Raw genomic sequence first — 25,194 nt, 5'->3', positions numbered from 1 at the left:
GCGGTCAGGGGCGAAGGGCGGTGTGTTTTAAAGGGCTTTATTCTTCCGATTCAGGATGCTTCAGAGCAAAGCCCTCATCCAGCCAGCCGCAGACGCCACCGATCATTTTCTTTACCGATCGGTCGAGTTTGGCCAGGCGGATGGCGGCTTTTTCTGTGGCATTACAGTGGGGGCCGGCGCAGTAGACAACAATTAACTGCTCTTCAGGAAACTCCGCCAGAGAGTGTTCATTGATTCGTGGATGAGGCAGGTTGACGGCCCCGGCAATATGGCCCTGGTGAAAAGCTTCTTCGCCTCGGACATCAAGCAATACAAAGTCCTGGCGATGGTTGCTCAATGCATGGTGAACATCCCAGCAATCGGTCTCAAAGGTGAGTAGCGACTCAAAATGCGCAAGAGCCTGGGCTGATGAGGCGGCGGGAACACGAGTAACGGCGGATGACATGGGCAACTCCTTTGGATGCTTGAGGGAAATAAAACAGCGATGTCATCTTAGGGATTGTTGACGGTTTTGAATGCTGGCCTAAAAGTCATTATTCGTTAATAATCAGCCAATGTCTGATGCATCGACCGCCCAATCCCATTCCTTGAACGGTGCCAGCCGTCGAGTGGCCATTCTCGTTCCGGGCCCGGTTTCCCTGTTTGAGCTCGGCTGTGCGGTTGAGTTGTTTGTGTTGCCCCGGCCCGAACTCAAAGCCTGGTATCACACGCAGGTACTGGCTTTGGAAGATCGCTCTCTGGAGGGCCTGGCAGGCCTGCGAGTACAGGCACCGCGTTTTGAAGGCCTGGGCGATTTTGACGATGTGTTGATTCCCTACTGGCCCATTGATCAACGCGCTGATCCTGAGCTGATAGCTGAATTACAGGGAATCTATAAGCGGGGTGGGCGGTTGTGGAGTTTTTGTTCCGGAGTGTTTTTGCTGGCACAAACCGGTCTCTTGGATGGCCGGGCGGTCACTACCCATTGGCGTTATCGAGCCTTGCTGCTGGAGGCATTCCCCCAATTACGTTATCGCGATGACTGCCTGTATCTTTATGATGAGCAGATTGCTTGTTCGGCGGGCAGCGCGGCTGCTTTGGACCTGGGTTTGGAAATTATTCGGCGGGATTATGGCCATGAAGTCGCGGGTACCGTTGCCCGTCGCTTGGTCAGCAGCCCCATACGGCAGGGCGGCCAGGCGCAGTTTGTCAGTCGGCCAGTCAGTCGTCATCCTGATCTGCTTGCCGCCAGCCTGGACTGGGCCATCGAACACTTAGCGGAACCGATTGCCGTGGATCAATTGGCCGAGCGTTGCAATATGTCCCGGCGCAGTTACGATCGTAAGTTTCGCCAAGCGATGGGGCAAAGTCCGAAATCCTGGATTCTGGGGCAGCGATTACAACAGGTGAAAGATTTACTGGAAAGCAGCGCGATCGCCATCGAGCCATTGGCTCAGGCCACGGGTTTTGCTAATGGCAGCAGCCTACGGCACCACTTTCGTGGCCAGTTTGGTCTTTCACCCAGTGAATATCGTCGCCAATTCCAGGCCAAATAGTGAAAATGGTGGATCTAGGGTAGAATTTTAGAACTTTGTGGTTCACCTACGCAGGGAGCGATGGGTGATTGAGAGGGCTGCCAAGTATAGATCATCAGTCAGCCTGCCGGAGAAATAAGGAACCGCTTGTATGAGTGTCGCCAATTTAATTGTGATTAACCCCGTGGTAAAAAGCCTGGAGCTGCTGGGGGATCGTTGGACAATTTTGATTCTGCGCGATGCTTTTCTTGGGCGTCATCGCTTCGAAGAGTTTCGCAGCCATACTGGTGCGTCCCGCAGCACCTTATCCAAGCGTTTGGAAAACCTGGTCGCTCAGGATGTTTTGTATAAAAAACCCTATCAAACCACGCCACTTCGCCATGAATACCGCCTCACCAAAAAAGGCTTGGATCTATACCCTTGGGCCCTGTTGATTTGGGCTTGGGAATCTCAGTGGTGCGGAGATCAACAGCAGCTGCCCCCTAAATTAATTCACCGCCTGCCTGATGAACATGAATTGCAGCCGATGGTGGTTTGTCGCCACTGTCAGCAGGAACTGCACATCACCGATGTGGAGCGTGAAGTGTTATCCGATTCGGTGGAGTCGGATGTGCAAGCACTGAAAACCATCGGCAATCAACGTCGCTCCCGCGGAGGGCGAGGCACTGAGGAAGACAGCAGCCTCGGCCATATTACGGATATCATCGGAGATCGTTGGGCAAGCTTGATTTTGGCCGCCGCCTTTATGGGCCTGCAGCGCTATGATGACTTTCGCCGACAGCTCGGCATTGCCACCAACATTCTGGCTGATCGTTTGAAGCGCTTGAGCGATGCTGGTGTTTTTGATCGCATTGAATATCAGAGTAAACCGCCACGCAGCGAGTATCGTTTGACCGAGAAGGGCAAAGCGCTTTACCCCTTCACGATGATGATGCGTCAGTGGTCCTTGGATTGGTTGGATGCGATGGAAGACGCCCCCTTTACATTAATCCATAAGCCCTGCGGTCATGAGCTGGCGGTGGATGTAATTTGCAAAGGCTGTTCTGCGGTTCCCAATCCGAAAGAGGTTTCTTATCAGAATGGCAACGCGCAGAATTCTGACCACTAAGGTTCTGCGCTGACCTCAGTGCTGCTTTGCTGTCTCGGCACGTGCTTCGTATAGGCAATAAAACTGATCAGTGCGCCGATCATTAATACGGTGATCATGGACCAGAAATCACCACGTATGGAATGTTCTGAATACTTGATGGCGTAGCTCAGTGCCGCTGCAAAACAGAACATCGTCGTCATGATTTTCAGAACAGTGCTGAACTCATAGGGTGAGTTGTGTGTTTTCCAAGCCACTCCCGCGAGACTGGCGGTGAGCAATGCGCTCCAGAAACTCCAATATGGATTCACATTCAATATTTGGGACAATAAAAAGCTCAGGGCAAACGCCGCAGGAAGTGCCCATACAAAACCGCCCCACAAAATATTGATAAGGTCTTCTTTGCGGCGTTTATTGAGCCATATATTGACTCCACTGATGGCGATGTAGGTGAGGGCTGAGCCCAGTAATACGTACAACAGTTTGAGGGTGAAGCCGGCAAAGTCTCCAAAGTGCAGGCGGTAAGTCGATAACAGTACTTGGGATCCTATGGGTAGCTGGTCGGGATCGGTTTGGCCGATAAAGTTGCCCGCGGCGTCGAAGCGAAAGTTTTCCGAATAGATGAGGCGTTGATCCTTCATCAGATAAAACTCCACGAACTGGTTTTCGCTGCCGGCTTCATGAATGGTCATGAAAATAGGTTTGGCATCGGGCTTAAGGCTTCTCAGGTTTTCTATACTGGCTTTCACATCAACAAGCGGCGCCTGTTTGAACAGCTCTGGTTCGCTGCCAAAAACTTGTTCGATCATATGACGTTGGTCGCCGCCGTGAAAGAAGCCTGCGGCCAGAGTGAGCAGCAAACCTACCAGACCAAAATAACAACTCGTTAAAGCGATCATGATATGGAAGGGTAAGCCCCAAACACTGAGTCGATTGTGCAAGTCGATAGATTGAGTCAGTTTTGATCGCCCCAGACGTAAGCGAAAAGCTTCTTTGACCATCGTTTTGTGAGCCAAAACCCCCGATACAATCAACGCCAGTAGCAGAGCGGCAATCAGGCCGGTTAACAGTGTTCCGATGGTTGAGGGTAAATGCAGGTGTTTGTGTAAGTCGATGACCATCTTGATCCAAGGGGCGTGTTCTTTGGCGCCCAGGCTGCCATCGTGATTTACAAAAAACGCCTGATGATCGTTTTCAACTACAATGCGAGGAATCGCATCGCGTGGAAAGACGATGTGAATGTGTTCTGTATCTTCCGTATGTGTTTCCACAAAGCGTCGATAAGCTTGATCGATAAAGGTTGGGCTGTAATCGTTGAATTCATCGATACCCGGCTGCTCCCATCGCTCCATTTCCTGACCGATAACGGTGAGCACACCAGAGAAACACAACAGGTACAGGAAGGTGGCAGCAAACAGGCCGATCCAGGAATGGGCATCGAGAGATCGTTGGCTAAGCGGTCGATCAGAATTTTTATGTTCAGGCATAGTCGGGCCCTCTTTAGGGGCATTGGTCTTTACAGGAAAAGGTCGACACTCATCAGGCCAGGCGAAGCCAAGCGTAGAGTGCCAGAAAAATTAATAGGGCAAACAAGCGCCACAATCTTTCAGCGGTAAAGCTGTAGATAATGAATCCTGCCCAGAGACTTGGGAACAAAAACGTGGCGACGGCCATTCGTTCGGGTTCGCCTAGGGGAAGGTCATAACTGATGGCAATACTGGCATAGGCGCAGATACCACCAATAAACAACACATAAAAAACCAATCTCACAAAGAACATGGCCAGCTTTCGAGTGTTGATTGAGAGTGCCTGTGTGGTTTTGGGTTTGGATCGAGCGGGTTTTGTTCTCGTTGCCCGATTCAAAATCAACACCCAGGCCATCAGGCTGGCTGCGATAAAAAAATAACTTAAACCCAATTCCCAGCCTGCCAGGGATTGCCAGCAAAACAGTGATGCCACCAACGCAAACAAGGCTGCGCCGCGAAATCCAGGTTTGCGGTGATCCGGCGATTGCCAGGAAAAAAACAGGCAGCTCATCATGGCTGCCTGAGTGGTCAGTGCAAGGGCAAACCACATGCTGAATACCTTATATTGTTGTCGTAACGGATATCGTCAGCAGCATTCATCGCGGCTGACGATGCCAATGTCGATTTAGAAACGGTAGTTAATGCTGGCGGTTACGGTACGACGTACACCTGGGAAACAATCGCCGCGAGTGAGGCAAGAGGTCAGGTATTCTTTATCGCTGATGTTGCGGACATTCAAGGCGGTGTCCCAGTGATCGTTAATGCGGTACCCGAGCATGGCATCGGCCAATGTGTAGGAGTCGGTGACATAACGAACAGTCGCGTTTTCTGAAACACTTTTGCCAACATGGCGAACTCCGACGCCCGCCCGGAAACCGTTCAGGGACTCTGGTTCCCAGCTTGCCCAAAGCGATGCGTTGCTTTCGGGGGTTGCGGACAGTTCAAAATCGTTGGGGTCTTTTGCGTCCAATTTCGACGCAGCGACTTGAAGGTAGAATTCGCCCAGACGAACATTGCCTTCGAATTCGATACCTTCCAATTTACTTACGCCCAGCTGCTGGCCTTGTGTGGCAGGCAACGCGTTGGGATTAGGTAGATTGGAAATTTCGATGTCGAAATAATTCAGTGTGAAGATGCCAGGGAAACCGTCTGGTTGAAACTTGATGCCGACTTCAACTTGCTCACCCTCTTCCGGTTTTAGCTGAACCCCTTGAGCAGTTTGTCCAACGACGGTCTCAAAGGACTCGGCGTAACTGATGTAAGGCGAAACGCCGTTGTCGAACGCATACAAAATACCTGCGCTCAATGAAACGGCATCGTCTTTTTGTACGCTGCTGCCATTATCATTTTCAACGTCGTCGTAACGCAAACCGGCGGTAAGGTGCCAGTTGCCAATGGTCATCAGGTCGGAGATATAAAGGCCAATGTCTTCAACATTCTGCTCGGGGTTGTCGAGGTAAATGGCATCGAATATGGCTTGATCGGGAGCGCCGGGGTAAACCGGGTTGGCGAGATCCAGCACATAACGGAAGTCGCCCTGAAGGACACCGCCGCCATAGTAGTAGGAATTGTTGTTGTCAGTGGTGACATCTTGATATTGCACACCGGACAGAACTTCGTGTTCAATCGCGCCGGTAATAAAGTTAGCACTCAAGCGGACATCCAGCGCGTACTGCTCTGATGTGTTGTCAGCTTGGTAAAACGAGCGTGGCACGGTGGTCCCGGTGGCAACCGGGGCTCCAACAACATCGTTTAAATAACGGCTGTTGCCATCACCTGTAAAAGCCGCCCAAGCTTGGTGGTAGTCGGCTTCGCCGTCACGCCACAAGGCGGTAGTCTGCAATTTAAAGGTGTCGTTAATGCGATGACTGGCCAGGAAAGTGAGCTGTTTGCTTTCGGTATTGAAACGGTTGAATCCCGGCTCACCCACATAGACATCCTGATCGAGATAGCTTCCATCGGGCAGCGGCTCCAGAGTACCGACAATAGGAATAAACTGTGAAGCACTGTCGCTGTCGGTATCGTTGTACATGCCAATCAAGGTCATGCTGGTGTCATCGCTGGGGCGATAAGTAATGGAGGGCATGAACACCTTGGTTTCATCGGATACATGATCGACCTGCGTATCACTGTCGCGATACTTACCCACCAAACGGTACAACCATTTGCCGTCTTCGCTTAAGGGGCCTGTCACATCAACCGCAATTTGTCGGCGATCGAAGTTGCCTATTTCGGTCACCACCTCACCGGCTTGTTCGTCTCTGGGGGTTTTGGACACATAGTTCACCAGGCCACCGGGTGAGCCTTGGCCGTACAGTACCGAGGCGGGACCTTTTAACACTTCGACCTGTTCAATGGTGTAAATGTCGGCGCGGGAGGCGTTGTAGCTACCGAACAATTCCTGAATAGAATCCCGATAGCGGGGAATTTCAAGCCCTCGAGAACGGATCCAGTCACCGCGAGTCGCGAAGCCGTAGGTTTCCGCCGTGACACCGGCCAGATAGCTCACGGTTTGCGACAGATTCAGAGCGCCTTTCTCGATAAATTGATCCGCCGTTTCGATGGAAACCGAGCGTGCTAATTCCAGAATGGGAGTGCTGTGCTTGAGCGCGCTGAAGTCACGCAGGGTACCAACCACTTCAACGGTTTCGATTTCGTCACTATTCGCTTCTTCGGCCAGACTGGCTTGAGCCACAGCTGCGGTAAGCACACTCAGGAACAGGACGCCTCGGCGGGACTGAGATTTCATGGGAACTCCTATAAAAATACAATTGATAATAATAATGGTTCCCATTATCTCAGTCACTTGCTTTAATTACAATTGACTAGATCAGGCAAAAGTGGGGCAAAAGTGGGACAAAAAACGCCGAAGAATCCGTGATGAAGTGCTCTAAGGGGGCTGGGAGGGCGCATGAACAGGGCGATTTCGCCGGATATGACCCGCTCTTATTAGGTGATTCTAATGTAGGGCTATTGCTCCTGTTAGTGTGCCAGGGCTTCGATATGGCTCAGTCCCCGTTTGAATTTTTTTTCAAATGCCGGCGACTACACTCAGCTGTCCAACTTAAGGAGGTTGTATGTCGAGTGTTAGATATCCGTGGCCCATCATGTTATCAGTCTTATGGGGCGCCCATATCCAGGCCGCCGATAGTGCGGTTAAAAGCCCGTCCGTTGAGTCGTTTTCAAAACTCTACCAGTCAGTGAAAATCAATCCCGAGCATCGGGAGATGGCGTTGATTCCATCCTCAGAATTTTCTATGGGTTGCGACCCCTATCGCGATGAAGTTTGCAGCTACGTTCCAGAAGAGCAGCAGCACAAAGTGTATGTCAGTGCTTTTAAGATTGATAAGTACGAGGTGACGACTAATAAGTACGCTGAATGTGTAAATGCCGGTGAATGTGATATCCCGACGGCAGGAGGACTCATGCACTACGGTGACCCAGAAGCGGGTAACTTTCCCATCAATGGTGTCTCCTGGTATCAGGCAAAAAAATATTGTGAATGGGAGGGTAAGCGGTTGCCAACGTCCGCTGAGTGGGAGTTGGCTGCACGAGGTACGGATGGGCGAACTTTCCCTTGGGGAGATGAAAAAGCGGATTGCACTCGCGCCGTGATGGACCGTGAAAACGCCGGTTTTCTAGGATGTGGAACGGGCAACAGTCTCAATGTGGGTTCCAAGCCTAAAGGTGCGTCACCCTATGGTGTTATGGATATGGCCGGTAACCTCTGGGAATGGACCAGCGATTGGTATGACGAACACTATTACTTCAACAGTGCTTACGACAATCCCAAGGGGCCTTCACACGGTGAATTAAAAATTACCCGTGGTGGTGATTTCTTGAGTCGCCAAAGTTATGAGCTTCGAACCACTGGACGTTTTCCTTATTACCCTTCTAACCCGAGCCCGGCGATTGGCTTTCGCTGTGTATTCGATGATGTCGCCGAGGTGAAATGATATGGCTATTAATATGTGGATCGCATTGGGTACTGTATCTGTTGCCCAGGCCTTGTATGGTGACGTTCAGCATCGGGAAATGGTCAATATTCCTGCCGGTGAATTTATCATGGGCTGTAAAGCGTCTGATGGTGTGTACTGTTCACCGGGTAGTGATGTTCACAAGGTGCATCTGGATGCTTATAAAATTGATAAGTATCTGGTTACATTCGAGCGTTATCAAGCTTGTATTGATGATGGTTATTGTACCGAACCGTATTATGGTGCGGCGTGCAATTATAAAATGAAATGGTCGGCAAAACATCCGGCCAACTGCATTACTTTTAAACAAGCTGAAATGATTTGCGCCTATGAGGGTAAACGACTACCGACAGAAGCCGAGTGGGCTAAAGCTGCTCGGGGGCCTAAAGCGAATCTTTTCCCTTGGGGGAATGCACCCGAACCAAGTTGTGACAGAGTGGTCATGAACCAGCGCGTGGATGGCAATAAAATTGGTCCAGGTTGCGGTGCAGGAACAACATTGGAAGTCGGTAGTAAGGTGAAAGGCGCATCCCATTACGGGGTTATGGATATGGCTGGCAATGTGTTCGAATGGACGTCGGATTGGTATTCAGAAACCTATTTTAATAAGAGCCCTTATAAAAATCCCAAAGGGCCTGCGACCGGCAGTGCGAAAGTATTACGTGGCAGTGCCTGGACAGCAAAATACAGAGACGGCTTGGCGCTGACGGTGCGTTGGCCTTATGCCCCTGCCGGACAGGGGTATGTGGTTGGCGCACGTTGCGCGCAATCGCTCAACTGATGGGCGGAATACTTTTTTTCAATAAGGTGAGAATCAGTTTCTGAGAATCATCCCGGTTGATCATTGTTGGGCCGTGTCGCAAAAACTGGGCATTGAGGTGGCTCAACAGTGCCATTAAATGTATGGCGTCGGCATGGGGGTGTGGAGAATTGAACAAGCGGAAAAAGGTTTCCATCAGTTCAATGTCAATCAGGTCCTGGGCGGCGATTTTTTTGGCGATGGCCGGGTAGTTGCTTAGTTCGTTCCTGAATAGCCGGTCCAGTTCCATTAGGTAAATATGTTGATCGTCTTGGGGGGTCGCGATCTCAAGCAGGACTTGACAGTACTGATTTAAAATTTTGTTTCGATCGGTTTCTGATGTGAGGTTGGTGTTTGAAAAGCCATCAATGAGTGAGTTGGCATAATCACGGTACTCGGACATTTCGCGATGGTAATGCGCCATATAAAAATAGAAAGCGGACTCAATGAGGTTTTCGATGGTTTTGAAATGATAGGAAATCGAGCTCGGGTACACGCCGGCCTTTTCCGAAACCGATTGAAACTTAATGCCTTTGATTCCTTCCTCGAGAAGAACATAAAGCGTCGCTTCTAGGATGGTGTCTTTGCTGAATTGGCTGCGGTTATTGTCGGACATGAAAAAGCTTAAATAGTTATTCGGTTTATCAGAAGAGCAGCTTATCGAATCATGGCGCGGGCGTCGAATGATTCCAAAGAGAAGCTCTCGCGAAGGATAGGAGAATGTCATGAAAGCATTATCACGAGAGCAATACCAAGCTGTGGTTCATGGGCTTTACAGTGTGTTGCTGGGTTTGTTGGGTGGAATCTTGTTAATTTACAGCGCTCTGGATGAAGTGGCGCTATGGCCTCTCGGCTCCTGGACGTGGACGCTTCCTGGCGAAGTGTCCTTGTGGCGTGCTCTGCATACTGGGCCGCTGCTAAATGGAGTGCTGGCGATTGTTCTGGTGTATGTCTCAGCCAGTCTTGGGGCAACAGCCGCACGAGCCCGTCGCATTGCTTACGCTTTAATCATGATGGTTTGGGGCAATGGTTTGTTTTATGTGTTCCGAATCTGGGGACAGACTCGAGGTTTGGCGGTGGAGAGCCAGCAATTCGGGGATGGTAATCTCGCCGATTTCGTTGCAATGGTTTCAGCTTCGCTTGCTATGCTCGCGACATTTTACGCTCTGACGGTATTGCTTGTGTTGGGTTTGACGAAAATCAGGAGTTTGCCATGAATTCCATTAATGTACGTCAACCGAATTTTGTGTTTGAAGATGATTTGGCGCTCATGCCGGATCCGGATGATTCTCTGTATTCTGCGTTCAGTTGCTCTGTCACTATTCTCGCTCCTCATATTGAGCGCTTTTTGATTCGAGTCATGCGGACCTGCAGCCAGAACCTGGAGCATGGTGCACTCAGGGATTCCGTCATTGCTTTTTGCGGTCAGGAGGCTAAGCATCTTGATAACCACGATCGCCTCAATGAGGTGTTGCGAACAAAACTCAGTGATGCCGGAAGGCAGAAACTATTAGACGCTGAAGCTGAGCTGCAAGGCGATTACGATCGCTTTTTTAAAGAAAAAGAAACGCTGTTTAATTTAGCCTATGCAGAAGGGTTTGAATCAGCAACCTGTGCGATATCGTTGTGGGCATTCGAGCACAATACGTTGCGTCATAGTCAAAAACCCTGGCGTGACATTATTGAATGGCATTTGGCGGAAGAGATTGAACATCGTTGTGTTGCCTATGATGTTTATCATGCAATGGGTGGTTCTTATCGCCACCGCCTGCTTTGGGGGTGCTATGGGCAATGGCATTTGTATCGCTATCTGCGTCTTTTTGGCTCTATATTTCTGAATGAATTTCCGGAGAGGGAGCAAAAACGGAATGTCTTAAAGCAACGTGGCCTGTCCCTGTTGAAAAAATGGATGGTGACTTTGGGACCGTCTTATTCTCCGGAAAAAATCAAGCTGCCGGAAGGTTTGGATAATATTTTATCGCAATACGAGTACAGCAGAAGGGTTGATCGAGTGTGAGAAGTAGGTAGGCAAAGAAACGGGCCAGGCTTAATCCAGTTGCCCGTCTTCAATCATTTCCAGAGTTTCGACCACATGTTCGGCAAAGCCATGGCCGCCCTCGTAATAGAGGTTGTACGTTACGCAGCCCATGCGTTTCAGTTGTCCAATTTCGTCGGGGAAGCGTGCGATCACCGCAATCTGGCCTTTGTACCCCAGGCGTTGAATCAGTTCGACCACTTCGACGTTCTCGCCGTGATTGGCAAGGCTGATCAAAATGATACGAATACTGCCCAGGTTCACCTGTTGCCAAAAATCCTGGTCACTGGCGTCGGCGCGAACGACCCGATAACCCTCACGCAGTAAACGTTTGGATTTTTTATCGGCTTCTTCCACGCCGACCACTCTGCCGGGATAAGCATGGCGCAGATAGCGATAGGCGCCCACGCCTACTCGCCCCATACCTAACACCAACACATCGGTTTGTTCCAAGTCCGGCCCTTGTTCCTGGGGCAGGCGTTTTTCCAGCTCAAAACGAGAGAATAAGTGACGGTAGCGGTTATAAATACCGTGGGCTTTGTCGTTGATCGGCGCGGCAATAAAAAATGACAGCGCTACGGCGATGGCCAGAGTGACCACCCATTCCTGAGGCAGCACGCCATTGCTTGCGGCGAGCGCAGCGACAATCAAACCGAATTCGCTGTAATTGGACAAAGACAATGACGCCAGCAGCGATGTTCGGGCTCGCAAATGTGTAATGGTCATCAACCAGTAGAACAGCAGGGGTTTGAAGCCTCCGGCAAATGCCAACCCAAGTGCCAGCAACAGCATAGCGATATCGGGCAAGCCATTCAGGCCAATGCTGAGAAAAAAGCCCACCAGGAAAATGTCTTTAAAGCTTAACAGGGCCTTGGACAATTCGTTGGATTTGATACCGCCGGCGAGCAACACGCCAAACACCAAGGCACCGAGATCACCTTTGACATTACAAAGTTCAAACAGCTTGGCGCCACCGAAGGCGATGCCAATACCAAACAAGACCAGCAATTCACCGTGACCGCTGCTGGCCAGCAAGCGATGCAAAAACGGTCGTGCGGGAATCAGTAAAAACAACAGGAGTGCCGTCCAGTCGGGAGACTTGCCAGTGCTGAGAGCAAGGAAAAAAACGGCTGCGAGGTCCTGAATAATCAAGATGCCGATGGCCACATTCGCGTGAATCGATGACGTCTCACCATGTTGTTCAAATACTTTGACGGCAAATACCGTACTGGAGAAAGACAGGGCGAAGGCGATGGTCCAGATGGCGGTGCTGTCGAGGCCGCCCAGGCTGGCAAGCCAGGGTGCCAGCATCATAAATAAAATGCCGAAACTGACCGTCGATGCCAGCATATGGCTGGAGGCCACGGCCCAAATCTGTGGGGCCATTAAATCTCGTACATTGAGCTTCAAGCCAATGGTGAACAGTAGCAGGGTCACACCGGCGTTGGCGATGGTGTCAATGATGCTGCCGGAGTTGCTGTCCAGGCCAAAGCCATGAATGAGGAAACCTGCCAGCAAATAGCCGAGCATGGGCGGGAAGCCTATGCGTTTAAAGCTCAGGCCAGCGAAGAGCGCAATAATGATGATAATAGGATCCAGCATTGGGTGCTCGCTTAATGGCTATGGTTAATCTGGCCTGCTTGTAGTTTAGCGCATTTTGTCGATAAGTCGCTGTTTTATAGATTTATTAGGAATAACTTTGTCCCACTAATGACTGGTTTGTCATCTAAGCTTTCATGCCAAGCCCCTAATGAGGGGGCATGCGAGCAAGAAGGGTATTTGACCTGGCTGCATTCGATAGTTAATTGCTATAAGGGATATCAAGTCAGTTAATTAGATTAATCAATAGTTGCCAGCCTATACTGCTCCTGTGTTCTGAGAGGCATCCTGGCGATGCCAATCATTGGAGAAGCTAACAGCCACAGCAAAAGAAGCGACAAGGGGTCTTACTATGAGTGAAGTTCAATTGCACAACCGCGAAGGTCAGCGCGTTCCATCGGTGACATTTCCCGTACGCGAGGGCGATGCCTGGGCGCATGTGAACAGTGATGAATTGTTTGCGGGCAAAACCGTTATTGTATTCAGTCTTCCGGGGGCCTTTACCCCAACCTGTTCCTCAACACATTTGCCGCGATATAACGAGTTGGCGCCCGTGTTCAAGAAACTGGGTGTGGATGATATTGTCTGCGTATCAGTGAACGATACGTTTGTTATGAATGCCTGGAAAATCGGACAAGAAGCTCAAAACATTACGGTGATTCCCGATGGTAACGGTGATTTCACTCGTGGAATGGGCATGTTGGTCGAGAAAAAGGAATTGGGCTTCGGCGACCGTTCATGGCGTTATAGCATGCTGGTGAAAGATGGCGTGGTTCAAAAGCAATTTGTTGAACCTCAGGAGCCGGGCGACCCGTTTAAAGTATCCGATGCCGATACCATGTTGAAATATTTGTCGCCGGAGTACCAACTGCCTGAATCCAGTACCATTTTCAGTAAGCCGGGTTGCCCGCACTGTATTTCGGCCAAGGCTCTGTTGAGTGAGCGCGGTTACAACTACGAGGAAATTGTGTTGGGCAGGGACGCGAGCATAGTCGCAGTACGTGCTATCACAGGGCGTGATACGGTGCCTCAGGTGTTCATCGGCGGCCAGCACATTGGCGGGAATGATGATTTGGTGCAGTACTTCGCCAGGAATTAACCGCAAGTTAGCAAGAGCCTGATAAAAAGGGGCAAAGCGTCAGCTTTGCCCCTTTTTATTGTCGGGTTTACTTCTTGGAGGCAACCCAGTCTTTCACTTTCATTTCTACGACCTGCATGGGCATGGCGCCGCTCAACAGTGCCACATCGTGGAACTCTTTTATGTCGAACTTATCGCCCAGTTCGGCTTTGGCCATGTCGCGCAGCTCCAGGAACTTCAGCATGCCCAGCTTGTAACCCAGGGCTTGGCCAGGCCAGGCCATGTAGCGCTCGATTTCGGCAACGGTTTCGGTTTCACCCATACCCGTGTTGGCCATCATGTATTCGATCGCTTCTTCACGGGTCCACTTTTTGAAGTGCATACCCGTATCTACCACCAAACGAACAGCGCGAAAAATTTCGGCTTTTAAGCGACCCAGGTCACCGAATGGATCATCTTTGTACTCTCCCATTTCCCAAACAACACGCTCAGAGTAGAGAGCCCAACCTTCAGAGTAGGCATTGTAGGCGGCTACACGACGCAGCAGTGGCAAACTGTCCTGAGCCAAGTTCAAAGCGATCTGCCAGTGGTGGCCGGGGTTGGCTTCGTGATACGTCAGGGTGCGCAAATCAAATTTCGGCACCGCTTTCATGTCGCGCAGATTGATCCAGTAAATACCGGGAACGCTGCCGTCCAATGTGGGTGCGGTGTAGCGGCCGCCGGCTTCACCGTCTTCTACTGCTTCGGGAATGCGGCGAACTTCAACGTCATAAGGGGGCTTGGTGGCGAATTGCTCGGGCATACGTTTGTTGATGTGTTCGATCATGCCGTTCAGATCGTTCAACAGCGCCTGGCGACCGGCGTCGGAATCTTCATACAGAAAACGTGCTTCATCGGTCAGGCCAATCATGCGCTCGCCCACGCTACCTTCGCTGTAACCCTGAGCTTTCAGAATGTCATCCATTTCCGCGGTGATACGAGCCACTTCGGCCAGGCCCACTTCGTGCACTTCTGCAGGGCTCATGTCGGTATCACCTAAGCGCTTCACCATTTCCAGATAGAACTTATCGCCGTTTGGCTGGGCCCAGATACCAGCGGCATCGCGGGCCTTGCTCTCATACTGGCGCAGTGTATCTGCAACCTTTCGATAGCCCGGGTATACGTATTTCTCGACGTTCGCTGCGGCCTGACTTAACAGCTCGGTTTTTTCTTCCTCGGCGAGGTCTTCGAGTTTATCCAGCTTGGTTTTCAGGCTGGTCACCAAGGTGTGTTCAGTCGCGGGGATAGCGCTGTAGCCGTCAACGAAATTCAAGGTGCTTTTCACCAGCGCTTTTGGCAGAACCCAATCGGTTTCTGAATCGCTGATCAGCTTACTGTTGATGTTCTCGATATAGGCTTCAAAGGCCACAAGGCGTTGGAGATACTGTTCCGCATCGGCTTTGGTTTTGATTTGTTGGGCATTTTGTAAGGTGGCAGGGCCATCAATCAGCGGGCCATTAATTTGGTTTACGATGAATGGGGTGTGGCCCATCCAGGTATCAATATAACCCTGCTCAAAACCTTCAACGCCGGCAAAGTAATTGAGAAGGTTGGCGCCCACGCGTTGATTGTCGAGGTTCAGGCCTTCGTTACTGACGTCCAGAGCGCTGATGGATTGTGCGGCAGTGGCCATGTTGCTGCGCAGTTGACGTTCCGCCTCCAGGGAGTAGTCTTCCATGCGACTGAGATATGCACCACCGGCGGTTTTTTCGTCCAGACCCACCTGGGTAGAGAATTGTGGTCGCGCGTTGAACAGGGCTGTGGTTGCGTCATCCAGCTGAGTGCCCAGACCTTTTTCGACGGGGGCGACTGGCGCCGCTTGCGCTACAGCCGGACTTTGTTGCTCGGCTACAGGCGCTTTGTTTTCTTCTTTGTTACCGCAGGCGCTCAGGGCGATAGCGGCGCTCAGGGCAATGGCGATGGGAGTACGTTTCATGCTTCTACTCGCTTTAGGTTATGTATTCTGTAATAGATCAACGGACGAGCGTGCGCAGGGCTCAATCAAAGCGCCACAGTTGCGGGCATTTAATCGCGTAAAAGGCTCGCCCAGTCGAGCCGAGGGTCACCAACCACATAAAAATCAGGGTTCAGCAGGCTGTCTTTGTGGTTGTAGCGTAAAGGGGAGAAGTCGGGGTTCAGTACCTGCCCACCAGCGGCTTCCACCACAGCTTGAGCCGCCGCCGTGTCCCATTCGCAGGTAGGCGCAAGTCGTGGGTAAAGCTGTGCTTTGCCTTCCGCAATCAGGCACAACTTGAGTGAACTGCCCATCGACAGCAACTCACAGCTTTGGAAGTCTTGTTGCAATCGTTCTAACAGGGCATCCAGAGCATCGGCGCCATGACGGCGACTGCCGACGACCGAGAGGGGGTCACCCAGGATTTGTTGTCGACATTGAATGGCTTCCTGGCGGATGTTCCCGGTACCCTGTCGGGTGTATTTCATGGCCCGCGGTTGCTCAGCCAGTTGATTTCCGAGGTAGCTGATGTCGAGAACCGGCGCATGCACCAGACCCAGCACCGGTCGATGCTGGTGAATTAAGGCAATATTTACGGTGAATTCGTCGTTGCGGCGGATAAATTCCTTCGTACCGTCCAGTGGGTCAATCAGCCAGTAATAGGGCCAGGATTGGCGTTCTTCGAAAGCGGGCATCTCAGCTTCTTCCGATAAAATCGGAATCTCCGGGCTGAGCTCGTTGAGTCTTTGGCAGATGATCTTGTGGGCCGCCAGGTCGGCCTGAGTTACTGGGGAATCGTCGCTCTTGTGCTGAACATTGATGTCCCCCTGTTGCCGGTAGACCGCCAATATGGCCTCACCGGCGGCGCACGCAATGTCCAGCAGGCGCTCATGCAAATCAGCTTGACTCAAGCTCGGGGCTTCTATGCTCATGGGGGTCCTTGTTTTATGTTAGTCTTAAATGGTGCAGGCCGCCGTTGGTGTAAGCCGCAAACGCCTGATGCCGCAGTGATAATGAGTAAAACAAATTATGATGTCTAATTCACCCCAAGTTCTGGTGGACTGGGAGCAGATCGATACTGTCTTGCTGGATATGGATGGTACCTTGCTGGATCTGCATTTTGATAATTATTTCTGGTTGCACCATTTGCCGCGACGCTATGTGGATACCCATCAAGTCAGTATGGAAGCCGCCACTGAAAAACTCCATGGCATGTTTGAAACCTATGCGGGCAAACTGGAATGGTATTGTCTTGAACATTGGTCAAATGCCCTGGAACTGGACATTCGGGCGCTTAAAGAAGAAGTGCAGGAGCGTATCGCCACACGCCCCTATGCCATTGAGTTCCTGCAACGGTTGCGAGCCTTGAACAAGAAATTGGTGTTAATCACCAATGCTCACCCGCAGAGCCTTTCTCTGAAGCTGGACATCACTGCGATTGACCAGTGGCTGGATGTGGTCATTTCTTCTCATGAGTACCGCCAGCCCAAAGAGCAGCAGGCGTTCTGGCATTGTTTGCAGGAGCAGGAACAATTTGACCCGGCGCGGACTCTATTTATTGATGATACCGTGCGCATTCTGGATTCCGCTGCGCAATACGGCATCAAACATTTGCTGTGTATTCATCAGCCCGATAGCCAACAGGCGCGCCGTGTTGACGACTATCCGGCCATCGATCATTTTGATGAAATCATGCCGCCACTGTAGTTTCGGTTGGCGACAATAAACGCCCTGACAGGCACAAGGTTCGATATATTTTGGACAAAGTAAGAATTGACAAATGGCTCTGGGCCGCTCGGTTTTTTAAAACCCGGAGCTTGGCAAAAACCGCGATTGACGGGGGTAAAGTGCACGCGGATGGCCAGCGGGTAAAGGCCAGTAAGGAAATTATGATTGGCCAGGTACTGACGATTCGTCAGGGCTGGGACGAAAAAGACGTTGAGGTGTTGGGCTTGTCTGACAAGCGTGGCCCGGCCCCTGTTGCCCAGCAGCTGTATCAGGAAACACCGGACAGTGTCGCCAAGCGCGAAGCTGAGGCAGAAAAGCGTAAAGTGTTGCGCGGTATTGATCTCATGCCTGAGCAGCGCCCAACAAAAAAACAACGTCGACAAATTCATCGTTTTCGCGAGCAGGATTATTCTGGTTAGCGACATAAAATAGCAATAGGTAAATTGGATGGTACTTATGTTTTCTCGCCGCATCGCTGTTGTGCTGGTGTCTATGGTTTCCTTGCTGCTGGCGGTTTCCGCTCAGGCTTCTCTCAGCAAGGACTACAACAAAGTCAAAAATGCGGTGATCAAAATTTACAGTACTTTGACGCCGCCGGATTATTTCACACCCTGGCGTTTGTTGAATTCCCAGCAGAGCAGTGGCTCAGGTGCGGTGATTTCGGGTAATCGCATTCTGACAAACGCACACGTAATTGCTGATGCCAGTTATTTGCAGGTTCAAAAAAACGGTCAGCCGAAAAAATATTTGGCGCATGTGGATTTTGTTTCTCATGAGGCTGACTTGGCGATCCTGAAGGTAGAGGACGAAAGTTTTTTCGATGGCATTACACCGCTTAAAGTGGGTAAGTTGCCCGAGCCGTTGGAAACCGTTTCGGTATTCGGTTACCCCTTTGGTGGAAATACGTTGAGCATTACCCAGGGCGTTTTGTCGCGCGTGGAGCACCAGTTCTATGCCCACGCTGGTGGTTACTTATTGGCTGGCCAAATTGATGCGGCGATCAATCCCGGTAATTCGGGTGGCCCTGTGATTGCAGGCAATAAAATCGTTGGCGTTGTGATGCAGGCAAACACCGGCGCGCGAGCGGAAAACCTTGGTTATTTTGTGCCGCCGTCTGTGATTCGTCATATTTTGAAAGATGCCGACGATGCAGAGCACAACGGTTTCGTGAATCTGGGGTTGCGTACCCAGAGTTTGGAAAGTCCGGCGTTGCGAGCAGCCCACCAGCTGAAAGACGGTGAGAGTGGTGCCCTGATTGTGAAAGTGTTTGAGGGCAGTGCATCCGAAGGTAAATTGTTTCCGGGTGATGTCATTCTGACAATCGATGACCATGATGTGGCGGAAGACCGCTCCATTGAGTTTCGTAAAAATCAGCGCACTAATTTCAAATACGCTCTGGATCAGCGTCATGTGGGCGACAAGATTACCCTGAACATCAGTCGCCAGGGGGAAAAGCAAACGGTGGAAATCATTGCCGCACCCTCACGACGTAATTACAGCTTGGTTCTAGCTGAGCGCTTTGGCCAACAACCTTCTTATTTTATTTATGGGGGTGTGGTCTTTGTGCCGTTGAATATGAACTTGATCAAACGTTGGGGCAGCAACTGGCACAGCAAAGCGCCGATTGATTTTTTGAGTGCTCGCGGACAATGGCGTTCACCAGAAAAAACTGAGTTGGTTGTGGCTTTGAAAGTGTTGCCCGCCGATGTGAATTTGGGTTTCCATGATTGGAAAAACTGGATTATCGAATCGGTTAATGGTGAGCCTATTCGTGACTTCAGCAGTTTTGTGGAGCAGGTTAGATCGAATCAAAGCGATTTCCTGACGCTGTCTGACAGTGATGGTTATCAGGTGATTCTAAATAAAGCAGAATCGGAAAGCAGTTTGCCCGACATTCTGGCTCGTTATCGTGTCCCAATGCCATTTTCCAGTGATCTGGAACCGGTGGCGATGGCTGAGCAGTCGTCCCCGTGAATCGCTCCTGGGCAGCGAGCGGTTTTGTAACAGCGATGCTTGGCATACTGCTTTGCAGTCCTGTGATGTTCGTTGTTGCTGAAACCAAGTTGTATAAATGGGTGGATGCCAATGGCAATGTGCACTACAGCGATAAGAAACCCAAGGGCCAGGCAGCAGAGGATATTTCTGATAGTTTGCCTGCTGCAAACATTGATTCCAGCCATGAAAAACTGCCGTCTCTGGACAGCATCAGTCAGCGGCGCCAGCAGGATGCCGAACGTAAGCAGAAACAACAGGCGGCCCGAGCCCAGCGCCGTCAAAAGGCCTGCCGAGAGGCCCGGCGCAATTTAAACCGCTACAGCAGCCGGTCTTATTTTCGCTATCGACCTGAAAATGAAAAAGTCAGCGAAGCTCAGCGCCAGAAAATGGTGAAAGATGCCAAGGCACGGGTAAGCGCCTTGTGTTCCTGAGCCCAGGCGAGTTCTCGCATGGGCGCAGGCAATCCTCTGCTCAGTCATGCGATGTGGGCTATCCCTTGATGCGCGAAAATTAGTCCCCATAATAAGGGGCTTACAGACATTAGCCGTGAGATCAGGTCCCAAGCAATGGCCAACAGCGATACGATTCAACACTTTATTTTCGAAAACACCGACATTCGCGGTGAAATTATCACTTTGGATGAGGCCTATCAGCAGGTGCGTAATAACAACGCAGCAGCTGAGCAGGAGGTGCCTGAGCGAGTATTGCGGTTGTTGGGTGAGTTTATGGCGGCGGTTGCGCTGCTGTCGGGTACTTTGAAGTTCGAGGGCTTGTTGACCCTGCAGGCGCGCGGTGATGGTGCAATGCCGATGATTATGGCCGAGGCGAGCTACCAAAAGGGGCTGCGAGCGGCGGTCCAGATCAACGATGCGGCAGCGATTGAAGCCCTTGAATCGGCCAGTCTGGCAGACTTGTTGGGTAATCAGGGCCTGTTGGCTATCCTGATTCAACCGGATAAGGGAGAGCGTTACCAGGGTATTGTGCCGTTGGTGAAGACCGATCTTGCCGCTTGCCTTGAGGATTACTTCGCTCAGTCGGAGCAGTTGGGTACCCGTTTTTGGTTGGCTGCTGACGAGAAGCGCGCCACCGGCCTGATGGTGCAGGAGTTGCCCCAACAGCTGGCGGATGCCGAGACCAATGCCGAGCACTGGCAAACCATTACAGCACTGGCAGAAACCATCAAAGATGACGAATTACTAAGCCTGGACCCGCACACGATTCTCTACCGCCTGTTTAATGAGGAAGACGTTCGTCTCTTCGACCCTCAAACGGTGAGCTTCCAGTGCAGCTGTTCAGAAGAGCGCTGCGTTGGCACCATTTTGTCAATTGGCCAGGACGAAGCCCAGCTGATTCTGAGTGAGCAAGATTTAATCACTATGGATTGCCACTTCTGTGGTCAGAAATACCAATTTGGTCCCCAGCAAGTAGAGAAAATTTTCGCTGAAGCGAACAACGCCCAGCACTGATTCCAGCGCTCAAATTTGACCTCCCGAAGGCGGCTTTTGGGCAATGCCCACAAAGCCGTTCTGGGCATTGCTACCGGGCGTTTCGGCGCCATCTCGAGCCTCAAAAAACTAGTAAAAATACTACCTAAAAAAGTGCCAGGATACGATCGAATCTCATTAGGTTTTCTGGCATAATGGCGCCCCCAAATTTACCAGCCCCCGGACATTGTAAGCCGGGGAGACAGATTTTAATTAAAAACGTCTATGCCTCTGGTGTTTCGGCAGTGTTTGCTGAAGTGCGGCGGTGCAGGCCCATAGCTGACAGGACACACCCATGACACAAATTGACGATTCTCCAACCGTCTACACAGATTTGAGCTCGGTAGAGCTGATTGAGCAGGCCCTGGCCCGTGGCGAAGGTAAGCTGGCTGCCAATGGCGCCTTTACCGCCGTGACCGGTGCTCGCACCGGCCGCTCTCCTGCCGATCGCTTCACCGTTGAAGAGCCATCCACAGCAGATAGCATCGACTGGGGTGCGGTTAACCGCCCATTTGACTCCGATAAGTTCGATGCTCTGTGGGAGCGTGTTGAAGACCATATTGCCAGTGTTGATTCTTTTGTTTCACACCTGCACGTGGCCGAAGACCCCGATCACTACCTCGCGGTAAAAGTGACTACTGAGACGGCCTGGCACAACCTGTTCGGTCGCAACATGTTTATCCGCACCGACAACTACAATCCGAAGGGCAAAGAAGAGTGGCGCATCCTGCACGCTGCCAACTTCGAATGTGTCCCCGAGCGTGATGGCACCAACTCTGAAGTAGCGGTTATCGTGAACTTCGCACAGCGCAAAGTGTTGTTGGCGGGTGCCAAATACGCTGGTGAAATGAAGAAGTCCATGTTTGCGGTTCAGAACTTCCTGTTGCCAGAAAAAGACGTGATGCCTATGCACTGTTCGGCTAACGTTGGTAAAGACGGCGATACTTGCCTGTTCTTTGGTCTGTCCGGTACCGGTAAAACCACCTTGTCTGCTGACCCTGAGCGTTACCTGATTGGTGATGATGAGCACGGTTGGGCAAAAGGCGCTGTGTTCAATATGGAAGGTGGTTGTTACGCGAAAACCATCGACCTGAGCCAGAAAAACGAGCCGGTTATCTGGGACGCTATTCGTTTTGGTGCCATCGTTGAAAATGTTGCCCACAATGACAAGCGCATTGCGGATTACAGCGACACCAGCCTGACTGAAAACGGCCGCTGTTCTTACCCGCTCGAGCACGTTGAAATGCGTGTTGAGGAAAACCGTGCTGGTGAACCGAAGAACGTCATCTTCCTGACCTGTGATGTATCGGGTGTGATTCCCCCGGTTTCCATTCTGAGTAAAGAAGCTGCGGCTTATCACTTCCTGTCTGGTTACACCGCTCGTGTAGGTTCAACTGAACTGGGTGCGGAAGCGGGTATTCACCCAGCCTTTTCAACGTGTTTCGGTGCGCCGTTTATGCCTCGTCCTGCTCGTGAGTATGCTGAGCTGTTGATGAAGCGTATCGAGGACTTCGATTCTAAAGTCTACTTGGTGAATACCGGTTGGACGGGCGGTGCCGGTGGTGCAAATGGCACTGGCTCTCGTTTCCCGATTCCGGTAACACGCGCAGTCGTTGCTGCGATCCAGAATGGTTCTCTGGAGGGCGTTGAAACTGAGCACATGGATATCATGAACATGGATATTCCTGTTGAAGTGCCTGGTGTTGATCAGTCTTACTTGAACCCGCGCGAAGCTTGGGCCGATAAAGACGCTTACGACGCTTCTGCTGGTAAGTTGGCAGGTTTGTTCGCCGAAAACATTCAGAAGTTTGACGTGAGTGCGGAAATCGAAGCCGCTGGCCCTAAAGCCGGTTAATCGATTCGCATAGAAAAAAGGCCCTGCGGGGCCTTTTTTTATGCCTGTTATTTTTTAATTCGAAAGAACTACTTTCTATCGGAGAACATTTTTTAAACTCGTACTAATTAGTTTTAGTGAGGGAACACTCCTCAAAAAAAGCCCTTGCCCAGCTGTGGCCATTTACAATATCAGGTGGGGCTGATAGATTCCCGCTCGCGATATTTGTCATAAAGATGAAACACAGGGATTGGGTGTATGTTCGACAGCGTTTTGGGTATTTTGAGTCTGTTTCTTTTTGCTCTGTTTGTTGTTCTTGCCTGCTTCTCCTATTTTAAACCCCTCCTCAGATCGTTCGTGATTGCCGCGGGTCTATTGTGGACTGCCTTAACGATTACTCATGTGTCTTCAGATTACTTTACCGGTAATGGCATTGATGAAGCGGCTATTTATCATATGTGGTATGGCTTCGAAGGCGCCGGTTTTCTGGAATACATCAAGCTGATGCTCTCAGCGGGCATTGCCCTGTTGCTGTTAGTGCTGACGCTGCTCTGGGTGACCGGGAGAATATCCAAAACCAAACAGGGGCGCCATAAAGTGTTGGTGCCTTGTGTACTGTTATTGGGTTCTGTGATTCTGAATCCCGCGGTGCACGATATTAAGGAATTATTGTCGGTGCAGTGGTCGCAGTCTGAGCAGAGTGATTTCTACCGCTATTACCAGTCACCGGTGATTACTCCGCTGGGAACAAAAAAGAAAAACATTGTTTTTATTTATGCCGAAAGTCTAGAGCGGACATATTTGGATGAGGCGCTTTTTCCTGGCCTGCTCGAAGGGATTAAATCGCTGGAGGCCAAGTCCACGTATTTTACTGACATCAAACAGTTAAGGGGAACGGGTTGGACGATCGGTGGTATTACCGCCAGTCAATGTGGCATTCCGCTTATTACTCCGTCTCATGTGAATTCCATGTCTGGCCTTGAGGGCTTTTTAAGCGGCACCACCTGTTTTGGGGATGTGATGAGCTCCATGGGGTATCAGCTCAATTTTGTCGGTGGCGCTAATCTGAATTTTGGCGGCAAAGGAAAGTTTTTTAAAACTCATGGCTTCGATCACGTTGAAGGTCGAACAGAGCTAAAAGATAAATTGAAGGTTGGTGGCTACTTGTCCTGGTGGGGCTTGTACGACGATGTGATCTTGAAATACGCCTATGAGCGATTCGAAGAACTTTCCCGTCAAAATGCACCTTTTGGTTTGTTCACGCTGACATTGGATACCCATCATCCCAAGGGGCACCCTTCTCGTCGTTGTAAGGGATTGAAGTATCAGGATGGCGAGAACGCTATTTTGAACTCGGTGAAATGTTCCGACTTCCTGATCTCTGAGTTTATAGAGAAAATTGAAGGCAGCGAGTTTGCTAAAGACACCGTTGTCGTTTTGGTGTCTGATCATTTGGCGATGAGAAATACGGCTTTTGACCAGCTTAAAAAGGGCAATCGCCGTGATTTGTTCATGATTCTGGATTTTGAAAACCCAGAAGCTAAAGCGATTAATGCGATGGGCTCGACGTTGGATGTCAGCGCAACGGTGTTGCCATTCATGGGCTACGAAGGCGCAATTGGCTTGGGGCGTAATTTGCTGAGTAGCGACCCGGTATTGACTCAGGATGTGCACAGCAAATTAAAATCCTGGGATGCGGATATCCTGAAATTTTGGAAATTCCCGAGTGTGCAAGGTGACACCCAAATTGACTGGGAAGCAAAGACGATCCTGCTGGGTGGACAGCAAATCAAGTTGCCGGCATTGCTCGAAATTAAACCAAACTTGACGACTGTGGCGCGTTTTCAGTTTAACCGCTCCCTGTATCACAAGACTTTTTCGGACGATATCGACGATATCCCGCCAGAGTCCTATTTTGCTTTGTTTGAAAGCTGCGAAAATATCGCCAAGATTCAACCCACCGCTCCCGAGGGAGAATATTGTGTGTTGAGTGGTCCAAACAAAACAGAAGCAAAAGTGGCTAAAATGGATTTGAGCACCACGTACAGTGCACGTGATTTTCGGCAGTTGTTGGGTATGGAATTGTAGTTCAACATCAGTCCACCGTGTGAGAAGCCAAGAGGTTCGCCAATGAAACTGCTGCATACCCAGGAAAATGCCTTCAGTTTGAGCAATATCCAAAACCTTATTGAAGCAGAAGGTATTCCCACATTGATCAAAAATCAGCATCTCGGTGCTGGGAGTGGCGAAATGCCCCACTTTGAAACCTGGCCGGAGCTTTGGGTACAGAATGAGTCCGACTACCCCAAGGCCAAAGCAATCCTGGATACTATTCTCGAGCGATTGGCGGCCCCGGGGGAGGCCTGGAAATGTGGAGCCTGTGGAGAAGAGAACGATGCCAGTTTTGAAATTTGCTGGCAGTGCAGCAAAGAGCGTTGATCCTGTCCACCCCTTCGATCGCTGATCCTAACTATCAGCTACCATCTATCTGTACCTATCTCAGCAGTGCCTCATCCATATAGGGTTGTGCTCTATGCCCGCGTTC

23 protein-coding genes are annotated in these 25,194 nt (G+C 50.7%); 15 read left to right on the top strand and 8 right to left on the bottom strand.

Annotated elements, in window-relative coordinates; genetic code table 11:
- Positions 1–37: 37 nt before the first annotated feature.
- Positions 38–445, bottom strand: a complete 408-nt coding sequence (locus tag ABWW03_RS02380; RefSeq protein WP_353406139.1) for a rhodanese-like domain-containing protein — start codon at positions 443–445, stop codon at positions 38–40.
- A 109-nt stretch (positions 446–554) separates the two neighbouring features.
- On the opposite strand from ABWW03_RS02380, the gene ABWW03_RS02375 reads away from it, so the two are divergent.
- On the top strand, positions 555–1,535 hold the full coding sequence (locus ABWW03_RS02375) for a helix-turn-helix domain-containing protein (RefSeq protein ID WP_353406136.1): 981 nt from the start codon (positions 555–557) through the stop codon (positions 1,533–1,535).
- A 130-nt stretch (positions 1,536–1,665) separates the two neighbouring features.
- Positions 1,666–2,622 carry a winged helix-turn-helix transcriptional regulator gene (locus tag ABWW03_RS02370; RefSeq protein WP_353406134.1) on the top strand — a complete coding sequence of 319 codons (957 nt, stop codon included), beginning with the start codon at positions 1,666–1,668 and terminating at the stop codon, positions 2,620–2,622.
- On the opposite strand, the gene ABWW03_RS02365 is transcribed toward ABWW03_RS02370, so the two are convergent.
- The 3 genes from ABWW03_RS02365 to ABWW03_RS02355 all read right to left on the bottom strand — a co-directional run bounded on the left by ABWW03_RS02365 (position 2,619) and on the right by ABWW03_RS02355 (position 6,876).
- Positions 2,619–4,088, bottom strand: a complete 1,470-nt coding sequence (locus tag ABWW03_RS02365; protein WP_353406132.1) for a PepSY-associated TM helix domain-containing protein — start codon at positions 4,086–4,088, stop codon at positions 2,619–2,621. The two genes, ABWW03_RS02370 and ABWW03_RS02365, sit on opposite strands and share 4 nt — an antisense overlap.
- Positions 4,089–4,140: 52 nt before the next feature.
- Entirely contained in the window at positions 4,141–4,677 is a 537-nt protein-coding gene (locus tag ABWW03_RS02360) for a hypothetical protein (protein ID WP_353406131.1), read from the bottom strand.
- A 75-nt stretch (positions 4,678–4,752) separates the two neighbouring features.
- Positions 4,753–6,876, bottom strand: coding sequence for a TonB-dependent siderophore receptor (locus tag ABWW03_RS02355; RefSeq protein WP_353406130.1), 2,124 nt, complete (start codon positions 6,874–6,876; stop codon positions 4,753–4,755).
- Positions 6,877–7,204: 328 nt separating this feature from the next.
- On the opposite strand from ABWW03_RS02355, the gene ABWW03_RS02350 reads away from it, so the two are divergent.
- Both ABWW03_RS02350 and ABWW03_RS02345 read left to right on the top strand, forming a co-directional pair.
- Positions 7,205–8,083, top strand: a complete 879-nt coding sequence (locus tag ABWW03_RS02350) for a formylglycine-generating enzyme family protein (RefSeq protein WP_353406129.1) — start codon at positions 7,205–7,207, stop codon at positions 8,081–8,083.
- A 1-nt stretch (position 8,084) separates the two neighbouring features.
- Positions 8,085–8,885 carry a formylglycine-generating enzyme family protein gene (locus ABWW03_RS02345; RefSeq protein ID WP_353406127.1) on the top strand — a complete coding sequence of 267 codons (801 nt, stop codon included), beginning with the start codon at positions 8,085–8,087 and terminating at the stop codon, positions 8,883–8,885.
- Here ABWW03_RS02345 and ABWW03_RS02340 read toward each other — a convergent pair.
- Entirely contained in the window at positions 8,878–9,519 is a 642-nt protein-coding gene (locus ABWW03_RS02340) for a TetR/AcrR family transcriptional regulator (protein ID WP_353406125.1), read from the bottom strand. The genes ABWW03_RS02345 and ABWW03_RS02340 overlap by 8 nt on opposite strands.
- 109 nt (positions 9,520–9,628) lie before the next feature.
- Here ABWW03_RS02340 and ABWW03_RS02335 point away from each other — a divergent pair, with 109 nt between their 5' ends.
- Both ABWW03_RS02335 and ABWW03_RS02330 read left to right on the top strand, forming a co-directional pair.
- Positions 9,629–10,120: a hypothetical protein gene (locus ABWW03_RS02335; RefSeq protein WP_353406123.1), complete on the top strand. Its 492-nt coding sequence runs from the start codon at positions 9,629–9,631 to the stop codon at positions 10,118–10,120.
- Positions 10,117–10,920, top strand: coding sequence for a metal-dependent hydrolase (locus ABWW03_RS02330; protein WP_353406122.1), 804 nt, complete (start codon positions 10,117–10,119; stop codon positions 10,918–10,920). The genes ABWW03_RS02335 and ABWW03_RS02330 overlap by 4 nt, the downstream gene beginning before the upstream one ends.
- Positions 10,921–10,950: 30 nt before the next feature.
- Here the strand turns inward: ABWW03_RS02330 and ABWW03_RS02325 are convergent, their stop codons facing one another.
- Positions 10,951–12,540 carry a cation:proton antiporter family protein gene (locus ABWW03_RS02325; RefSeq protein WP_353406121.1) on the bottom strand — a complete coding sequence of 530 codons (1,590 nt, stop codon included), beginning with the start codon at positions 12,538–12,540 and terminating at the stop codon, positions 10,951–10,953.
- Positions 12,541–12,889: 349 nt separating this feature from the next.
- Between ABWW03_RS02325 and ABWW03_RS02320 the strand changes: the two genes are divergently transcribed.
- Positions 12,890–13,636 (top strand): glutathione peroxidase, encoded by a 747-nt coding sequence (locus ABWW03_RS02320; protein ID WP_353406120.1) that lies wholly within the window; start codon positions 12,890–12,892, stop codon positions 13,634–13,636.
- Positions 13,637–13,703: 67 nt separating this feature from the next.
- Here ABWW03_RS02320 and ABWW03_RS02315 read toward each other — a convergent pair whose 3' ends face one another.
- Both ABWW03_RS02315 and cysQ read right to left on the bottom strand, forming a co-directional pair.
- Entirely contained in the window at positions 13,704–15,590 is a 1,887-nt protein-coding gene (locus ABWW03_RS02315; RefSeq protein ID WP_353406118.1) for a DUF885 domain-containing protein, read from the bottom strand.
- 89 nt (positions 15,591–15,679) lie between these two features.
- Positions 15,680–16,540, bottom strand: a complete 861-nt coding sequence (gene cysQ / locus ABWW03_RS02310) for a 3'(2'),5'-bisphosphate nucleotidase CysQ (RefSeq protein WP_353406117.1) — start codon at positions 16,538–16,540, stop codon at positions 15,680–15,682.
- Positions 16,541–16,661: 121 nt separating this feature from the next.
- On the opposite strand from cysQ, the gene yrfG reads away from it, so the two are divergent.
- From yrfG to ABWW03_RS02270, 8 genes are all read left to right on the top strand, one after another.
- Complete coding sequence (gene yrfG, locus ABWW03_RS02305; RefSeq protein WP_353407112.1) at positions 16,662–17,315, top strand: GMP/IMP nucleotidase; 654 nt, start codon at positions 16,662–16,664, stop codon at positions 17,313–17,315.
- A gap of 50 nt (positions 17,316–17,365) precedes the next feature.
- Entirely contained in the window at positions 17,366–17,755 is a 390-nt protein-coding gene (locus ABWW03_RS02300; protein ID WP_353406115.1) for an RNA-binding S4 domain-containing protein, read from the top strand.
- A gap of 37 nt (positions 17,756–17,792) precedes the next feature.
- A complete protein-coding gene (locus ABWW03_RS02295) occupies positions 17,793–19,310 on the top strand; it encodes a S1C family serine protease (protein WP_353406114.1) in 1,518 nt (505 codons plus the stop codon).
- Entirely contained in the window at positions 19,307–19,762 is a 456-nt protein-coding gene (locus tag ABWW03_RS02290; RefSeq protein ID WP_353406111.1) for a DUF4124 domain-containing protein, read from the top strand. The genes ABWW03_RS02295 and ABWW03_RS02290 overlap by 4 nt, the downstream gene beginning before the upstream one ends.
- A gap of 135 nt (positions 19,763–19,897) precedes the next feature.
- Positions 19,898–20,797 carry an Hsp33 family molecular chaperone HslO gene (gene hslO, locus ABWW03_RS02285; RefSeq protein WP_353406109.1) on the top strand — a complete coding sequence of 300 codons (900 nt, stop codon included), beginning with the start codon at positions 19,898–19,900 and terminating at the stop codon, positions 20,795–20,797.
- A 313-nt stretch (positions 20,798–21,110) separates the two neighbouring features.
- Positions 21,111–22,670: a phosphoenolpyruvate carboxykinase gene (locus ABWW03_RS02280; RefSeq protein ID WP_353406106.1), complete on the top strand. Its 1,560-nt coding sequence runs from the start codon at positions 21,111–21,113 to the stop codon at positions 22,668–22,670.
- Between the two features lie 237 nt (positions 22,671–22,907).
- Positions 22,908–24,737 (top strand): sulfatase-like hydrolase/transferase, encoded by a 1,830-nt coding sequence (locus tag ABWW03_RS02275; protein ID WP_353406104.1) that lies wholly within the window; start codon positions 22,908–22,910, stop codon positions 24,735–24,737.
- A gap of 42 nt (positions 24,738–24,779) precedes the next feature.
- Positions 24,780–25,088, top strand: a complete 309-nt coding sequence (locus ABWW03_RS02270) for a DUF2007 domain-containing protein (protein ID WP_353406102.1) — start codon at positions 24,780–24,782, stop codon at positions 25,086–25,088.
- Positions 25,089–25,194: the final 106 nt, after the last annotated feature.

Source organism: Pseudoteredinibacter isoporae, from assembly GCF_040372805.1.
Lineage (GTDB): Bacteria > Pseudomonadota > Gammaproteobacteria > Pseudomonadales > Cellvibrionaceae > Pseudoteredinibacter > Pseudoteredinibacter isoporae_A.
The sequence above is the reverse complement of the archived record's forward strand: the minus strand, read 5'-3'. Positions and strand labels throughout refer to the sequence as shown.

Bases quoted from the DNA above. Each gene is read 5' to 3' on its own strand.
- ABWW03_RS02380 (WP_353406139.1), bottom strand. From the start codon at position 445: ATGTCATCCGCCGTTACTCGTGTTCCCGCCGCCTCATCAGCCCAGGCT.
- ABWW03_RS02375 (WP_353406136.1), top strand. From the start codon at position 555: ATGTCTGATGCATCGACCGCCCAATCCCATTCCTTGAACGGTGCCAGC.
- ABWW03_RS02370 (WP_353406134.1), top strand. From the start codon at position 1,666: ATGAGTGTCGCCAATTTAATTGTGATTAACCCCGTGGTAAAAAGCCTG.
- ABWW03_RS02365 (WP_353406132.1), bottom strand. From the start codon at position 4,088: ATGCCTGAACATAAAAATTCTGATCGACCGCTTAGCCAACGATCTCTC.
- ABWW03_RS02360 (WP_353406131.1), bottom strand. From the start codon at position 4,677: ATGTGGTTTGCCCTTGCACTGACCACTCAGGCAGCCATGATGAGCTGC.
- ABWW03_RS02355 (WP_353406130.1), bottom strand. From the start codon at position 6,876: ATGAAATCTCAGTCCCGCCGAGGCGTCCTGTTCCTGAGTGTGCTTACC.
- ABWW03_RS02350 (WP_353406129.1), top strand. From the start codon at position 7,205: ATGTCGAGTGTTAGATATCCGTGGCCCATCATGTTATCAGTCTTATGG.
- ABWW03_RS02345 (WP_353406127.1), top strand. From the start codon at position 8,085: ATGGCTATTAATATGTGGATCGCATTGGGTACTGTATCTGTTGCCCAG.
- ABWW03_RS02340 (WP_353406125.1), bottom strand. From the start codon at position 9,519: ATGTCCGACAATAACCGCAGCCAATTCAGCAAAGACACCATCCTAGAA.
- ABWW03_RS02335 (WP_353406123.1), top strand. From the start codon at position 9,629: ATGAAAGCATTATCACGAGAGCAATACCAAGCTGTGGTTCATGGGCTT.
- ABWW03_RS02330 (WP_353406122.1), top strand. From the start codon at position 10,117: ATGAATTCCATTAATGTACGTCAACCGAATTTTGTGTTTGAAGATGAT.
- ABWW03_RS02325 (WP_353406121.1), bottom strand. From the start codon at position 12,540: ATGCTGGATCCTATTATCATCATTATTGCGCTCTTCGCTGGCCTGAGC.
- ABWW03_RS02320 (WP_353406120.1), top strand. From the start codon at position 12,890: ATGAGTGAAGTTCAATTGCACAACCGCGAAGGTCAGCGCGTTCCATCG.
- ABWW03_RS02315 (WP_353406118.1), bottom strand. From the start codon at position 15,590: ATGAAACGTACTCCCATCGCCATTGCCCTGAGCGCCGCTATCGCCCTG.
- cysQ (WP_353406117.1), bottom strand. From the start codon at position 16,540: ATGAGCATAGAAGCCCCGAGCTTGAGTCAAGCTGATTTGCATGAGCGC.
- ABWW03_RS02295 (WP_353406114.1), top strand. From the start codon at position 17,793: ATGTTTTCTCGCCGCATCGCTGTTGTGCTGGTGTCTATGGTTTCCTTG.
- hslO (WP_353406109.1), top strand. From the start codon at position 19,898: ATGGCCAACAGCGATACGATTCAACACTTTATTTTCGAAAACACCGAC.
- ABWW03_RS02280 (WP_353406106.1), top strand. From the start codon at position 21,111: ATGACACAAATTGACGATTCTCCAACCGTCTACACAGATTTGAGCTCG.
- ABWW03_RS02275 (WP_353406104.1), top strand. From the start codon at position 22,908: ATGTTCGACAGCGTTTTGGGTATTTTGAGTCTGTTTCTTTTTGCTCTG.
- ABWW03_RS02270 (WP_353406102.1), top strand. From the start codon at position 24,780: ATGAAACTGCTGCATACCCAGGAAAATGCCTTCAGTTTGAGCAATATC.